The organism is Streptomyces sp. AM25 (assembly GCF_058146165.1).
In genome coordinates, this window is the sequence record NZ_JBKIWN010000027.1 from 55212 (window position 1) to 69195 (window position 13984).

Here is a 13984-nt window from a genome sequence, read left to right on the forward strand (position 1 = left end):
TCCTTACGGTTCACTGGTCGGTCAGACGGTTCAGGCGGTCGAAGAGCAACTGCGGTGCACCGGTGACCGGATGCGGCACGCGATGCGCCTGCACGCCGAAGACGTCGGCGAGCAGTTCGGCGCTCAGCACGTCGTGCGGCGGGCCGGAGGCGACGATGCGGCCGCCCGCGATGACGTACAGGACATCGCAGTGCGTGGCCGCGAGGTTGAGGTCGTGCAGGGCGGCAAGAACGGTCAGACCCGAAGTGCGCACCAGGGACAGCACCTCCAACTGCTGGGCGATGTCCAGGTGGTTGGTCGGCTCGTCCAGGACGAGCACCTCGGGCTGCTGCGCCAGGGCGCGGGCGATCAGCACGCGCTGCTTCTCGCCGCCGGAGAGCGTCAGGAAGCCCCGGCCGGCCAGGTGCGCGGCGCCGGTCCGGGCGAGGGCGGCGGTGCAGGCCTCGGTGTCGGCCGCCGTGACGCGGCCCGCAGCGCCCTGGTGCGGCAGCCGGCCCATCGCGACGACCTCGGCGGCGGTGAAGTCGAACTCGCTGCCCGACTCCTGCGGCAGTGCGGCCAGTCGGCGGGCGCCCTCGCGCGCGGTCAGCGCGTGCAGGTCGTCACCGCCGAGCAGGACGCGCCCGGCGGTCGGCCGCAGGGCGCGGTAGACGCAGCGCAACAGGGTCGACTTCCCGCTGCCGTTGGGGCCCACGAGTCCCACGAACCGCCCGCTGCCCGCCCGGAGCGCGATGCCCTCGACGAGCCGGGCCCCCGCGATCTCGACCGACAGGTTCTCGATGTCCACCTGCATCAGGCACCTCCGAAGGTGTAGCCGCGGCGGCGCATCAGCAGCACGAAGCAGGGCACGCCGAGGAGGGCGGTGATGACGCCGACGGGCAGTTCGACGGGCGCCAGCAGCAGCCGGGAGAGCGTGTCGACCCACACCAGCAGCACCGCGCCCAGCAGCGGCGCCACGGCCAGCACCCGGCGGTGGTCGGCGCCGACGAGCATGCGGGCGACGTGCGGGACCATCAGGCCGACGAAGCCGATGGCCCCGCTGACGGCGACGACGGCCCCGGTGACGGCCGCCGTCACGACGAACAGGCTGCGGCGCAGCCGGGCGGGGTCGACGCCCAGCGCGGCCGCGGTCTCGTCGCCCATGGCCAGGGCGTTGAGGCTGCGCGCGCACCACAGCAGCCACCCCAGTCCGGCGAGGACGGCGGCCGCTGCGATCGGCAGGTTCGCCCAGGTGGCCCCGCCCAGGCTGCCCAGCAGCCACATCATGGCCGAGCGGGCGGCCTCGCCGCGCTCGGCGTTGAAGACCATGAGCGTGGTGACGGCGGAGAAGCCGTAGAACATGGCGCTGCCGGTCAGGACGAGTCGCAGCGGCGTCAGCCCGCGCGGGGTGCGCGCGGCCGCGTAGACGAGTGCCATCGCGCCCAGCGCGGAGGCGAACGCGGCCGAGGACAGCGCCCAGACGCCGAGCGAGCCCAGCGCGCCGAACAGCAGCACGGCGTTGGCGCCGACCGCGGCGCCGGAGGAGATGCCCAGGACGAACGGGTCGGCCAGCGCGTTGCGGACCATGGCCTGCACGGCCACGCCGACGGCGGAGAGCCCCGCGCCGACGACGGCGGCCAGCAGGGCGCGCGGGAAGCGCAGTTCCCAGACGATGGTGTAGGCGGAGGACTCGTCCGCGGAGAGGGTGCCGCCGGTCAGCCCGGCGCAGAGGTACCGCAGCACCTCGGACCAGGACAGGCCGGAGGCGCCGAGCGCGACGCCGCACAGCAGTGAGGCGAGGAGGGCCGCGGCCAGCCCGGCGATCAGCGGCGGCAGCGGCAGCCGGCGGGCCGCCCGGGTCGTCGGTGCGGTGCCCTGATGGGTGCTGTCCTGATGGCTGATGGCCACGGGGCGTACGCCTTCGCCTCGTGCCGCTTCCGTACGTACAGGGCGTCCCCGGGGAAGGGCCTCCCCTCGCAGTCCACGGCGAGTGAGCAGGGAGCTACACGCGCCGCGGGCGATCGGACTCGCGGAGGGGACCCGGGGGTTCCCTCCGCCTACCGTTGCGGGTCAGTGCCGGACTTCGACCGGCTTTCCCCGCGGTGCGCTGAGGTGATGCTGGATCAGGCTTCCGGGTTCTCCGGGTTGTACGGAGTGCCGTCCTGGCGGTAGAAGGCGACGCCGTCCGGGCCGTCCTCGGGCAGGTTCCGCGCCCACTCCTGGAGGTCGGCGACCTTCTTCAGGTGCGCCGACATGTACGGGCGCAGCGGCACCTCGGGGGTGGCCTTCTCGCCGACCCACATCAGGTCGCCCTTGACGTACCCGTACAGGCGCTTGCCGCCGGAGTACGGGCCGGAGGCCGCGGTCCGGGCGACGGCGTCCGTGGCCAGGTCGATCTGCGGCTTGTTCTCCGCCAGCTCGCCGTACCAGACCTCGGCGACGCCGGAGTCGCGGGTCATGACGACCTCGACCTTGCGGTCCTCGGTCACGCGCCAGAAGCCGCTCTCGGTCTCGATCGGCTTGACCGGCTTGCCCGCGGCGTCGAGCACCCATGTGTGCGAGACGTATTCCAGGAAGTCCCGGCCGTCGTGCGTGAAGATCACTTCCTGGCCGAAGTTGCACTTCTCGGCGCCGGGGAAGTCCGCGACGCCCGCACCCTCCCACCGGCCGAGGAGGAAGAGCAGCGGGGCGACGTCCGGGTGGAGGCCGGAGGGAATCTCGATCATGAGTGGGCTCAGACGATCTGTAGGGGACGGATGCTCGGGCGGCCGATGCGGGGCGTCGGCGTCAGCGCTGGCCCTGGTACAGCTTCTTCCAGGTCAGCCCGGCGAACGCGACGACGCCGACGCCGACCAGGACCAGCAGGGTGGTGAAGAAAGCCTCAAGCACGAGTGCGCTCCTCGGTCGGAGGGTGTGTATGTGTACGGAAGTACGGACCGGGGACGAGTCTAGTCGGCCGTGCCGGGAGCGGCGCTGTGAGGTGGATCCGGCCGGTCCTAGAGTGATCGCATGGCGAACAAGAAGCTCGTGATCAAGGTGACGGCGGGCGCGGACGCGCCGGAGCGGTGCTCGCAGGCGTTCACGGTGGCGGCGGTGGGCGTCGCCAGCGGCGTCGAGGTGTCGTTGTGGCTGACGGGGGAGTCGACGTGGTTCGCCCTCCCCGGGCGCGCCGCGGAGTTCGAGCTGCCGCACGCGGCCCCGCTGCCGGACCTGATCGAGGGGATCCTGGCCGGGGGCGGTGTGATCACGGTGTGCACGCAGTGCGCGGCGCGCCGGGACATCGAGGAGTCGGACCTGATCGAGGGAGCCCGCATCGCGGGGGCGCAGGTGTTCGTGGCCGAGGCGATGGGGGACGGGGTCCAGGCGCTGGTGTACTGACGCGCTACTTCTTGCCGTCCAGCTCGTCCCACCACTGATCGGACTCCTCGTCCCCGGAGGGGTCGTCCCACCACCGGTCCTCCGGCCCGCGGCGATTGGCGACGATCGCCGCGACCGGCGGAATCACCATCGCGAACAGGCACATCCCCACGGCCGCCGGCACGGACCACAGGCGCACGACGGCCCAGGCCAGGACGAACATGCCGATGCAGGTGCCCATCATGGCGAAGTACATGCGCCGTCGCCGTGCGTACACAGTTCAACGGTACGACCGGACCCCGCAACGTGCGAAGGGCCGCACTCCTCCCATCGTGGCGTCCAACCCCGGGAGTGCGGCCCTCCGGTCCTCAGACGGCGATGGCCACCTCGGTCAGCCCGCCCTGCTGGGCGACGACCTTGCGGTCCGCCGTGGCGCCCGGCACGAGCGCGCGCAGCGTCCACGTGCCCTCGGCCGCGTAGAAGCGGAACTGTCCGGTCGCCGAGGTGGGCACCTCGGCGGTGAACTCGCCGCTGCTGTCGAGGAGTCGGACGTAGCCGGACACCGGCTGCCCGTCACGGGTCACGGAACCCTGGATGGTGGTCTCACCGGTTTTGGCGGTCGACGCGTCGGGGCCGCCGGCCTTTGCTCCGCACATGCTGTGATCCTTCGGGGTAGAGGACGTGGTCAGTTGGCGCCGAGCTCGATCGGCACGCCGACGAGCGAGCCGTACTCGGTCCACGAGCCGTCGTAGTTGCGCACGTTCGGCTGGCCGAGCAGCTCGTGCAGGACGAACCAGGTGTGCGCGGAGCGCTCGCCGATGCGGCAGTAGGCGATGGTGTCCTTGCCCAGGTCCACGCCCGCGCTCCGGTAGACCTCCTCGAGCTCGGCGTCGGACTTGAAGGTGCCGTCGTCGTTGGCCGCCTTGGACCACGGGATGTTGCGCGCGGTGGGCACGTGGCCGGGGCGCTGCGACTGCTCCTGCGGGAGGTGCGCGGGCGCCAGCAGCTTGCCGCTGAACTCGTCGGGCGAGCGCACGTCGACGAGGTTCAGGGTGCCGATGGCGGCGGCGATGTCGTCGCGGAAGGCGCGGATGGAGGTGTCCTGCGGCTGCGCCCGGTACGCGGTGCGGGGGCGCTGCGGGACCTCGGCGACCAGGTCGCGGGAGTCCAGCTCCCACTTCTTGCGGCCGCCGTCGAGGAGGCGGACGTCCTGGTGGCCGTAGAGCTTGAAGTACCAGTGGGCGTACGCGGCGAACCAGTTGTTGTTGCCGCCGTAGAGGACGACGGTGTCGTCGTTGGCGATGCCCTTCGAGGACAGCAGCTCCTCGAAGCCGGCCTGGTCGACGAAGTCGCGGCGGACCGGGTCCTGGAGGTCGGTCTTCCAGTCGATCCGGATGGCCGTCTTGATGTGGTTCTTGTCGTAGGCGGACGTGTCCTCGTCGACCTCGACGATCACGGTCCTGGAGTCGGCGGCGTCGATGCGGTCCTGGACCCAGTCGGCGTCCACCAGGACGTCACTGCGGCTCATGCTGTTCTCCTCCGGGGCGAGATGGGGGTCCCCCCATGCCCGTTCAGGGCTATGGGGGAGGGTGCGCGCGGCGATGCGGCGGCGGTGAGGCAAGGAGACGGCCGGGGGCCGTGGGGGAGAGCGCGGGGGAGGGCGTGCGGGAGCCGTCCCCGTCAGACACGGCGACAGAGCGTGGCGGAGAGGCGGCACAGGTCGACTGCCCGCCGCTTCGTGAGATCCGCCTGTCGCTTCATAGAAGGGATCGTAGGGACGGGCGGGGACGTGTGTCACCGTCGTGTCGCATATTGGGATGCGCCGTCTCGTCTGGCGGGATTTTGCGGGGTGCCCCGCACCTCGGGGCTGCCGCCCCGGTCCTGCTGTACTGCTGTGCGGGCATAAGCGTCTCGCACGTTGGGACGAGCGGGTCCGTCGTGGTTGCTCGCGCAGTTCCCCGCGCCCCTTACGGGGCGCGTGACGGGGCGCCTGGCGGGGCGATAAGCCCCCCGCCTTCATCAGCCCGCCAGGCTGACGTCGGAGCCCGTCAGGGTGATGTCGACGCCCGTCGGTGTCGCCTCGACCTTGTCCAGCTTGAGGCCCTTCGGCAGGCCCGTGATCCGGCGGTCGAAGTCCGTCTTCTTCCGGACGGCCTCTTCCACGCCCGGGATGCCCTGCGCCGGGACCTCGTCCGCGTGGACCCGTACGGTGCTGCCGTCCACGATCGACACGGAGGAGACGACGCTGCGCTCGATGTCCTGGCCCATGATCTTCACGTGGCCGGTGACCTTGACCTTGCCCGTCTGGCCCTGGCCGGCGTAGCCGACGGTGGCGCCGGGTTCGCCGACGGCCTTCGTCAGGTCCTCGTACGAGATGTGGGCGGTGCCGCTCGCGCGGTTGGCGACGGCGGAGGTGAAGCTGCTGTTGATGCGGACGCCGTGCAGCTGGGCGTCGAAGCCGCTGACGCGTATGGAGTGGCCGCCGGACTCGGCGGTGATGCCCCCGTCGAGCTTGACGTCGACCTCGTCGAGGCGGGAGTCCGCGATCTGGGTCAGGAAGGGGAAGCCCTTGATGGAGACGTCGGGCGTGCCCGAAAGGCCCTGGCTGTTACGGATCTTGTCGGCGGCCTGGTTCTCGGCGATGTAGACGGCCGCCCGGTCGGCGCCCACGAAAAGGGCTCCCAGGACGATCACGACGATCAGTGTTGCCCGTATTCCGCGCATCCGCTTTCGCTCCCCCACCCGTTCGGATCGGTCTCGGCACCCCCGGCATGTCCGTCGAGCCTAACCGGACGGATCAGGTGAAAGCCGGGGGGCCGGTGCAACCGTTCTGTAACTGATCAGGTCGCGGGTCGGCCGCGGGTCAGGTGAGCGCCCTGCCGAGGACGTAGACCACCGGCGCGGCCAGCGCCAGCGGGAGCGCAACGCCCGCCGTCATGTGGACGAAACGGGACGGGTAGTCGTAACTCGCCACGCGCAGGCCCACCAGCGCACAGGCGCCGGCCGCCAGGCCCAGCAGTGCGGCGGACGCGCCGAGCCCGGTCAGGCTCCCGCCCGCGACCCCCGCGCCCGCGGCCGCGATCAGCGCGACGACCGGCGAGGCGACGGACGGCAGCGGCAGCGCACGGGCCAGCACGGCCGCGGCCACGCCGAGCGCCCCGGTCACCACGGCGCGGTGGTCCGCCGCCAGGTGTCCGGCCGCCAGGACCGCCAGCGCCGCCGACGCGGACGCGGCCGTCAGCCCGTACAGCCGCTCGTCGGGCGAGGCCTGGCTGCGCAGTTGCAGCACGACGACCAGCAGCACCCACACGCCCAGCGTGCCCAGCACGACCTTCGGCGCCTGCCCGGCGTCCGTGGCCAGCAGGCCGATGTCGGCGGCCACGCCGCCGAGGAACGCGAGCGCGATGCCCTGCCGCGCGGGCCACATGCCGTTCAGCCGGAACCAGCCCGCCGCGGTCACCGCCTGCAGCAGCACCACGGGCACGGCCAGCGCGGGCCGCCCCAGCGGCGCGGCGGCCGCCAGCAGGGCCGCGAGCACCGTCGTGAGCAGAGCGGGCCGAAGGCCCGGCGACAGGATCTGCGGCCGGCCCTCGGCCCTGGCCTTCTCCGCCGCGGTCATCGGCCGCTCGGCGAGCGCCGGTTCGGCCGCGGCCGCGACGACCACCGGCACGGGCGCGGGCTCCGGCTCGTACGCCGGGACCTGGTGCGCCGGCATCGGCTGGGACACATAGGAGTCGTAGGGGGCCGGGTCGTCCTGCACGAGCGGCTGCTGCCAGGTCGAGGTGTCCCAGGTCTGGGTCTGCCAGGTCTGGGTCATCGACTCGTGCGGGGCGGCGTCGTGCTCCGGCCAGGCCGCGGGCTGCTGCTGGTGCGGCTGCTGCTGGTGCGGGTAGGAGCCGTAGTCGTAGGACGAGCCGTACGAACCGTAGGGGTCCTGCTGCTGTCCGTAGGGGTCGTGCTGCTGGTACGGATTGTGATGCTGATCGCTCATGCTGTCGGGGTCACCCTCCTGCGAAGGGCGGGAGCACCTCGACCGTGCCGCCCTCGGCCAGTTGGACCGTCGAGTGGTCGCGTGTGCCGACGGGGGCGCCGTCCACCAGGAACGAGCAGCGCGACAGCACGCGCGCGAACTCCGGGCTGCGCTCGTGCCGCACACGGGCCGCACCCAGCGCCTCCGCCAGCGTGCGCGCCGCGTACGGCTCCTCGGCCGTGCCGGCGGCGGCCTTGGCCGCGGCCCAGTACCGGAGCGTGCCGGCCGGCCCCGGCCCCGGCTGCGCCGGGATCCCCGGCCCTGCCGTGTGTGTCGTCGCCACGGCGACCCCTCTTGTCTGCATTGCTGCTCTGCGTTCGTCTTCTGCCGCATCCATGATGACGGGTGCCGGGGCGCGTCAGGTCCGCAGCCGGTAAAGCAGAAGCCCGACGCCCTCTTGCTCGCATAGGCTTCTTGTGTGTTGGTGCGACTTCTGCGGGCCTACCTGAGGCCCTATTCCAGACCGATCGCGCTGGTCGTGCTCTTGCAGCTCGTTCAGACGCTTGCCACGCTCTATCTCCCTACTCTCAACGCGGACATCATCGACAAGGGCGTCGTGAAGGGCGACACCGGTTACATCCTCGGTACCGGTGGTGTGATGCTCGCCGTCACGCTCGTGCAGATCGTCTGCGCGGTCGGCGCCGTCTACTTCGGTGCCCGCACGGCCATGGCCCTCGGGCGCGATCTGCGCGCCGAGGTCTTCGACCGGGTGCAGTCCTTCTCGTCGCGCGAGGTGGGCCGCTTCGGGGCGCCCTCGCTGATCACCCGGACCACCAACGACGTTCAGCAGGTCCAGATGCTGACGCTGATGGGGTTCACACTGATGGTCTCGGCGCCGATCATGTGTATCGGCGGCATCGGCCTGGCGCTCAACCAGGACGTGCCGCTGTCGGCGCTGCTGCTGCTGATCGTCCCGGCGCTGGGCGTCGTCGTCTCGCTGATCATCTGGCGGATGCGCCCGATCTTCCGGGGCGTCCAGGAGCGCATCGACACGGTCAACCGCGTGCTGCGCGAGCAGATCACGGGCATCCGGGTCATCCGCGCCTTCGTCCGCGACACGCACGAGCGGAAACGGTTCCGTACGGCGAACGCGGACCTGATGGACGTCTCGCTGCGGGCCGGGCGGCTGATGTCGCTGATGTTCCCGTCCGTGATGCTGATCGTGAACCTCTCGTCGGTCGCCGTCCTGTGGTTCGGCGGGCACCGCATCGACAGCGGGCAGCTGGAGATCGGCGCGCTGACGGCGTTCCTCAGCTACCTCATGCAGATCCTGATGTCGATCATGATGGCCACCTTCATGTTCATGATGGTGCCGCGTGCCGAGGTGTGCGCCGAGCGCATCCAGGAGGTGCTGGAGACCGAGTCCAGCGTCGTGCCGCCGCTCGCGCCCGTCACCGAGCTGCGCCGGCACGGCCATCTGGAGCTCAGCGGCGTGGAGTTCCGCTACCCGGGCGCCGAGGAGCCCGTCCTCAAGGACGTCTCCCTCGTCGCACGGCCCGGCGAGATCACCGCCGTCATCGGCTCCACCGGCAGCGGCAAGTCGACGCTGCTGGGCCTGATCCCCCGGCTGTCCGACGCCACCGCGGGCACCGTGCTCGTCGACGGCGTGGACGTCCGCGAGCTCGCCCCGACCGTGCTCTCCGACGCCGTGGGTCTCGTACCGCAGAAGCCGTACCTGTTCTCCGGAACCGTCGCCTCGAACCTGCGCTACGGCCGCCCCGACGCCACCGACGAGGAGCTCTGGGAGGCCCTGGAGGTCGCCCAGGCCCGGGACTTCGTCGAGGCCATGGACGCCGGGCTGGAAGCGCCCATCGCCCAGGGCGGCTCCAACGTCTCCGGCGGTCAGCGCCAGCGCCTGGCCATCGCCCGGGCCCTGGTGCGCAAGCCGGAGATCTACCTCTTCGACGACTCCTTCTCCGCGCTCGACTACGCCACCGACGCCCGGCTGCGGGCCGCCCTGGCCCGCGAGACCGGCGAGGCGACCGTGCTGATCGTCGCCCAGCGCGTGTCCACCATCCGCGACGCCGACCGCATCGTCGTCCTCGACGAGGGCCGCGTCGTCGGCACCGGCACCCACTCCGCACTCATGGAGTCCAACGAGACGTACCGGGAGATCGTGCTCTCCCAGCTCACGGAGGAGGAGGCCGCGTGAGTTCCGAAGGGAACCAGAGCCCCCCGCAGCGCAGAGGCCCGGCGCCGGCCACCGGGGCCGCACGCTGGATGGGCGCCCAGCCGACCGAGAAGTCCATGGACTTCGCCGGCTCCAGCCGCCGCCTGCTCGGAAAGCTGCGCCCCGAGCGCGCGCTGATCTCGGTCGGGCTGTTCCTCACCGTCGCCAGCGTGGCGCTGACCGTCATCGGGCCGAAGGTGCTCGGCCACGCGACGGACCTGATCTTCGCCGGTGTCATCGGGCACCGGATACCCGCCGGCACCACCAAGGCCGAGGCCCTGGCGCAGATGCGGCAGCAGGGCAACAACAAGATCGCGGACCTGCTGTCCGGCGTGGACTTCACCCCCGGCCACGGCATCGACTTCGATGCGGTCGGCGTCGTCCTGCTGTGGGTGTTCCTGATCTACGTCGTCGCCTCGCTGTTCGGGTTCGTCCAGGCCCGGATCGCCACGACGGTCGTGCAGCGGGCGGTGTACCGGCTGCGCGAGGAGGTCGAGGAGAAGCTCGGCCGGCTGCCGCTGAGCTACTTCGACCGGCAGGCGCGCGGCGAGGTGCTCTCCCGCGCCACCAACGACATCGACAACATCGCCACCACGCTGCAGCAGACGCTGAGCCAGATCGTCACCTCGGTGCTGACGATCGTGGGTGTGCTGGCGATGATGTTCTGGATCTCCTGGCTGCTCGCCCTGGTCGCGCTGGTCACCGTGCCGGTGTCGGTCGTGGTCGCCACCAAGGTCGGCAAGCGGGCGCAGCCCCAGTTCGTCACGCAGTGGAAGTCGACGGGCAAACTCAACGCCCACATCGAGGAGATGTACACCGGCCACTCGCTGGTGAAGGTCTTCGGCCGGCAGCACGAGTCCGCGGAGACCTTCCGCAAGGAGAACGAGGAGCTCTTCCAGGCCGGTTTCAAGGCCCAGTTCATCTCCGGCGTGATCCAGCCCGCGATGATGTTCATCGGCAACCTCAACTATGTGATGGTCGCCGTCGTGGGCGGTCTGCGGGTCGCGAGCGGTGCGCTGTCGATCGGTGACGTCCAGGCCTTCGTCCAGTACTCCCGGCAGTTCAGCCAGCCGCTCACGCAGGTGGCCTCGATGGCCAACCTGGTGCAGTCCGGTGTGGCCTCCGCCGAGCGGGTCTTCGAACTCCTCGACGCCGACGAGCAGTCGCCGGACTCGGCGGACGCGGTGCGGCCGGAGCACGTCCGCGGCGAGGTCGCCTTCGAACAGGTCTCCTTCCGCTACGAGATGGACAAGCCGCTCATCGAGGACCTCTCGCTGACCGTGCGCCCCGGCCAGACCGTCGCCATCGTCGGTCCGACCGGCGCGGGCAAGACCACCCTGGTCAACCTGCTGATGCGGTTCTACGAGGTCAACGGCGGCCGCATCACGCTCGACGGCATCGACGTCGCGGAGATGTCCCGCGAGGAGCTGCGCTCGCACATCGGCATGGTCCTGCAGGACACCTGGCTGTTCGGCGGCAGCATCGCCGAGAACATCGCCTACGGCGCCCAGGACGTCCCCATGGACAAGATCGTCGAGGCGGCGAAGGCCACGCACGTCGACCGCTTCGTGCGCACCCTGCCGGACGGCTACGACACCGTCATCGACGACGAGGGCTCCAACGTCTCCGTCGGCGAGAAGCAGCTCATCACCATCGCCCGGGCCTTCCTGGCCGAGCCGGAGATCCTCGTCCTGGACGAGGCGACCAGCTCGGTGGACACCCGGACCGAGGTCCTCATCCAGCAGGCCATGGGCCGGCTGCGCACGGGACGTACGAGCTTCGTCATCGCGCACCGGCTGTCGACCATCCGCGATGCGGACGTCATCCTCGTCATGGAGTCCGGCCACATCGTCGAACAGGGCACTCACGATGCGCTGCTCGCCGCCGGGGGCGCATATGCGCGGCTCTACGAGGCGCAGTTCGCGCAGCCGGTCGTCGAAGAGGCCTAGGCGCTCCGCTGGGGGTGCGGTACTTCGGCTGCGGGTTCGTTCTGGCTGGTCGCGCAGTTCCCCGCGCCCCTTCGGGGCGCGGGGATGCGGGAACGTACGGACTGTCAAGAGCGCCGTGCCACCACCACCCGAAGTGACCGACGGAACACAAGGCTGTGCAAAATCTTCCATGCCGTCGAATGTCCTGTGGGTTATCCTGCTGGGCAGAGAGGATCCGGGCAGAGTCGCCCCCGGGTCCTTTTGTGCATTCGGAAGCCCTCAGAGCGGAGGAACCGACGATGAGCTCCCTGCTGCTGCTGACCAATGCGCTTCAGCCCTCTGCCGAGGTGCTCCCGGCGCTCGGCCTGCTGCTGCACAGCGTGCGCGTGGCACCCGCCGAGGGCCCCGCACTGGTGGACGTGCCCGGCGCCGACGTCATACTGATCGACGGCCGCCGCGACCTCCCGCACGTCCGCAGCCTCTGCCAGCTGCTGCGCTCCACCGGCCCCGGCTGTCCCCTGCTCCTCGTGGTCACCGAGGGCGGTCTGGCTGCCGTCACCGCGGACTGGGGCGTCGACGATGTGCTGCTCGACACCGCGGGCCCCGCCGAGGTGGAGGCCCGGCTGCGGCTGGCGATGGGCCGGCAGCAGATCACCATGGACGACAGCCCCATGGAGATCCGCACCGGTGACCTCTCCGTCGACGAGGCCACCTACAGCGCCAAGCTCAAGGGCCGGGTCCTGGACCTGACCTTCAAGGAGTTCGAGCTGCTGAAGTACCTCGCCCAGCACCCCGGCCGGGTCTTCACCCGGGCCCAGCTGCTCCAGGAGGTCTGGGGCTACGACTACTTCGGCGGTACGCGCACGGTGGACGTCCACGTCCGGCGCCTGCGGGCCAAGCTGGGGCCCGAGCACGAGTCCCTCATCGGCACCGTCCGGAACGTCGGCTACCGCTTCGTCCTCCCGGAGAAGCCGGAGCCCGAGGGGCGTTCGGAGGGGTCCGGATCAGGCAAGGGACCCGGCTCCGCCGACGGCCCCGGGGACCGCGGTCCCGAGCCTTCCCCGGCCCTGACTACGAAGTCATCACGACCCGCCAAACCCTAGGTGGACCCGCGTAGACTGCCGCGCGTGGCCAAGGTGACGCGGGACGATGTGGCGAGGCTGGCGGGGACGTCCACCGCAGTGGTCAGCTACGTCATCAACAACGGACCGCGACCGGTGGCACCGGCGACGCGGGAGCGGGTGCTGGCCGCGATCAAGGAACTGGGGTACCGGCCCGACCGGGTCGCCCAGGCGATGGCCTCCCGCCGCACGGACCTCATAGGCCTGATCGTCCCGGACGCACGCCAGCCCTTCTTCGCGGAGATGGCGCACGCGGTCGAGCAGGCGGCGGCCGAGCGCGGGAAGATGGTCCTCGTCGGGAACTCCGACTACCTCGACGAGCGCGAAGTCCACTATCTGCGGGCCTTCCTGGGCATGCGCGTCTCGGGCCTCATCCTCATCAGCCAGGGCCCCAGCGAGCACGCGGCGACCGAGATCGACGCGTGGGACGCCCGCGTGGTGCTGATGCACCGCAGACCCGACGCCATAGACGATGTCGCCGTCGTGACGGACGACATCGGCGGCGCCCAACTGGCCACCCGGCACCTCCTGGAGCACGGCCACCCCTACGTGGCCTGCTTCGGCGGCACCGAGTCCACCCCGGCCATCGGCGACCCGGTCACCGACCACGTCGAGGGCTGGCGGCGCGCCATGCGGGAGGCCGGCAAGTCGCTGGAGGGCCGCCTCTTCCAGGCCCCCTACAACCGCTACGACGCCTACAAGGTCGCCCTGGAGCTGCTCAGCGGCCCCGACCGGCCCCCCGCCCTCGTCTGCGCCACCGACGACCAGGCCATCGGCGTCCTGCGGGCCGCGCGCGAACTGCGCATCGACGTACCGGGCGAGCTCGCCGTCGCCGGCTTCGACGACGTGAAGGAGGCGGCGCTCACCGATCCGCCGCTGACCACGGTCGCGTCGGACCGGCAGGCCATGGCGCGCTCCGCGGTGGACCTCGTGCTCGACGACGGGCTCCGCTACGCGGGGACGCGGCGCGAACGGCTGAAACAGTTCCCCTCGGCGCTGGTGATCCGCCGCTCGTGCGGCTGCGGCGGCTGAGGAACGTCCGGGGCCTTACGCCCTTCCTACGCCGTTCTGCCCGGCTTCTCAGTACGCACTCAGACTGTTCTCATGAACGGGGCGCACAGTCGTACACATGACGGACAGCACCCGCCGCTACGGCCACCAGGACCCTGACCACCAGCAGCAGCCCTTCGGCTGGCCGGCGCCCCCCGCGCAGCCGCCGCAGGCTCCCGTCACCACGCCCGGCGGTGCCACCGTGTGGCCCGGCGGCGGCAGCGGCGCCGGAGGCGACGGCGGCCACGCCGGCTTCGCCCAGCCCGCGCCCGGGCCCGCGCCGCAGCCCGGCAGCCGCACATGCGCCCCTCGGCGTACGTCGTCCTGCCCGAGCTGCCGCTCACCCTCA

Annotated in this window: 15 protein-coding genes and 1 pseudogene; 6 read left to right on the top strand and 10 right to left on the bottom strand. The window is 71.3% G+C overall.

All coding sequences use genetic code 11. The features are described 5' to 3' along the window. Positions 1 to 10 precede the first annotated feature (10 nt). The 3 genes from ACLHRZ_RS29685 to ACLHRZ_RS29695 all read right to left on the bottom strand — a co-directional run bounded on the left by ACLHRZ_RS29685 (position 11) and on the right by ACLHRZ_RS29695 (position 2705). Positions 11 to 793 carry an ABC transporter ATP-binding protein gene (locus tag ACLHRZ_RS29685; protein WP_490421644.1) on the bottom strand — a complete coding sequence of 261 codons (783 nt, stop codon included), beginning with the start codon at positions 791 to 793 and terminating at the stop codon, positions 11 to 13. After that, the gene (locus tag ACLHRZ_RS29690; RefSeq protein WP_490421645.1) at positions 793 to 1887 is read right to left on the bottom strand and encodes a FecCD family ABC transporter permease; all 1095 of its coding nucleotides are present in this window, start codon (positions 1885 to 1887) and stop codon (positions 793 to 795) included. Before ACLHRZ_RS29690 ends, ACLHRZ_RS29685 begins: the two co-directional genes overlap by 1 nt. A 215-nt stretch (positions 1888 to 2102) precedes the next feature. Then, positions 2103 to 2705: a heme-binding beta-barrel domain-containing protein gene (locus ACLHRZ_RS29695; RefSeq protein ID WP_490421646.1), complete on the bottom strand. Its 603-nt coding sequence runs from the start codon at positions 2703 to 2705 to the stop codon at positions 2103 to 2105. Between the two features lie 283 nt (positions 2706 to 2988). On the opposite strand from ACLHRZ_RS29695, the gene ACLHRZ_RS29700 reads away from it, so the two are divergent. Beyond that, positions 2989 to 3357: a DsrE family protein gene (locus ACLHRZ_RS29700; RefSeq protein WP_490421647.1), complete on the top strand. Its 369-nt coding sequence runs from the start codon at positions 2989 to 2991 to the stop codon at positions 3355 to 3357. A 4-nt stretch (positions 3358 to 3361) separates the two neighbouring features. Here ACLHRZ_RS29700 and ACLHRZ_RS29705 read toward each other — a convergent pair whose 3' ends face one another. From ACLHRZ_RS29705 to ACLHRZ_RS29735, 7 genes are all read right to left on the bottom strand, one after another. Beyond that, a complete protein-coding gene (locus tag ACLHRZ_RS29705; RefSeq protein WP_490421648.1) occupies positions 3362 to 3613 on the bottom strand; it encodes a DUF3099 domain-containing protein in 252 nt (83 codons plus the stop codon). A gap of 91 nt (positions 3614 to 3704) precedes the next feature. Continuing rightward, positions 3705 to 3992: a DUF1416 domain-containing protein gene (locus tag ACLHRZ_RS29710; protein WP_490421649.1), complete on the bottom strand. Its 288-nt coding sequence runs from the start codon at positions 3990 to 3992 to the stop codon at positions 3705 to 3707. A 29-nt stretch (positions 3993 to 4021) separates the two neighbouring features. Continuing rightward, positions 4022 to 4864, bottom strand: a complete 843-nt coding sequence (locus tag ACLHRZ_RS29715) for a sulfurtransferase (protein ID WP_490421650.1) — start codon at positions 4862 to 4864, stop codon at positions 4022 to 4024. A 152-nt stretch (positions 4865 to 5016) separates the two neighbouring features. Next, positions 5017 to 5097 (bottom strand): putative leader peptide, encoded by an 81-nt coding sequence (locus ACLHRZ_RS29720; RefSeq protein ID WP_490421660.1) that lies wholly within the window; start codon positions 5095 to 5097, stop codon positions 5017 to 5019. A 258-nt stretch (positions 5098 to 5355) separates the two neighbouring features. Further along, entirely contained in the window at positions 5356 to 6060 is a 705-nt protein-coding gene (locus tag ACLHRZ_RS29725) for an LmeA family phospholipid-binding protein (RefSeq protein WP_490421651.1), read from the bottom strand. 139 nt (positions 6061 to 6199) lie between these two features. After that, the gene (locus tag ACLHRZ_RS29730; protein ID WP_490421652.1) at positions 6200 to 7327 is read right to left on the bottom strand and encodes a hypothetical protein; all 1128 of its coding nucleotides are present in this window, start codon (positions 7325 to 7327) and stop codon (positions 6200 to 6202) included. A 10-nt stretch (positions 7328 to 7337) separates the two neighbouring features. Then, the gene (locus tag ACLHRZ_RS29735; RefSeq protein WP_490421653.1) at positions 7338 to 7649 is read right to left on the bottom strand and encodes a MoaD/ThiS family protein; all 312 of its coding nucleotides are present in this window, start codon (positions 7647 to 7649) and stop codon (positions 7338 to 7340) included. A gap of 135 nt (positions 7650 to 7784) precedes the next feature. Between ACLHRZ_RS29735 and ACLHRZ_RS29740 the strand changes: the two genes are divergently transcribed. The 5 genes and pseudogenes from ACLHRZ_RS29740 to ACLHRZ_RS29760 form a co-directional block, all read left to right on the top strand. Beyond that, the gene (locus ACLHRZ_RS29740) at positions 7785 to 9518 is read left to right on the top strand and encodes an ABC transporter ATP-binding protein (RefSeq protein ID WP_490421654.1); all 1734 of its coding nucleotides are present in this window, start codon (positions 7785 to 7787) and stop codon (positions 9516 to 9518) included. A gap of 68 nt (positions 9519 to 9586) precedes the next feature. Then, positions 9587 to 11485 (top strand): ABC transporter ATP-binding protein, encoded by a 1899-nt coding sequence (locus ACLHRZ_RS29745; RefSeq protein ID WP_490421661.1) that lies wholly within the window; start codon positions 9587 to 9589, stop codon positions 11483 to 11485. Between the two features lie 278 nt (positions 11486 to 11763). Further along, positions 11764 to 12567 carry a response regulator transcription factor gene (locus ACLHRZ_RS29750; protein ID WP_490421655.1) on the top strand — a complete coding sequence of 268 codons (804 nt, stop codon included), beginning with the start codon at positions 11764 to 11766 and terminating at the stop codon, positions 12565 to 12567. Positions 12568 to 12591: 24 nt separating this feature from the next. Then, positions 12592 to 13617 carry a LacI family DNA-binding transcriptional regulator gene (locus tag ACLHRZ_RS29755; protein WP_490421656.1) on the top strand — a complete coding sequence of 342 codons (1026 nt, stop codon included), beginning with the start codon at positions 12592 to 12594 and terminating at the stop codon, positions 13615 to 13617. A 97-nt stretch (positions 13618 to 13714) separates the two neighbouring features. Beyond that, a pseudogene (locus ACLHRZ_RS29760) lies at positions 13715 to 13984 on the top strand (hypothetical protein); the annotation flags it as partial.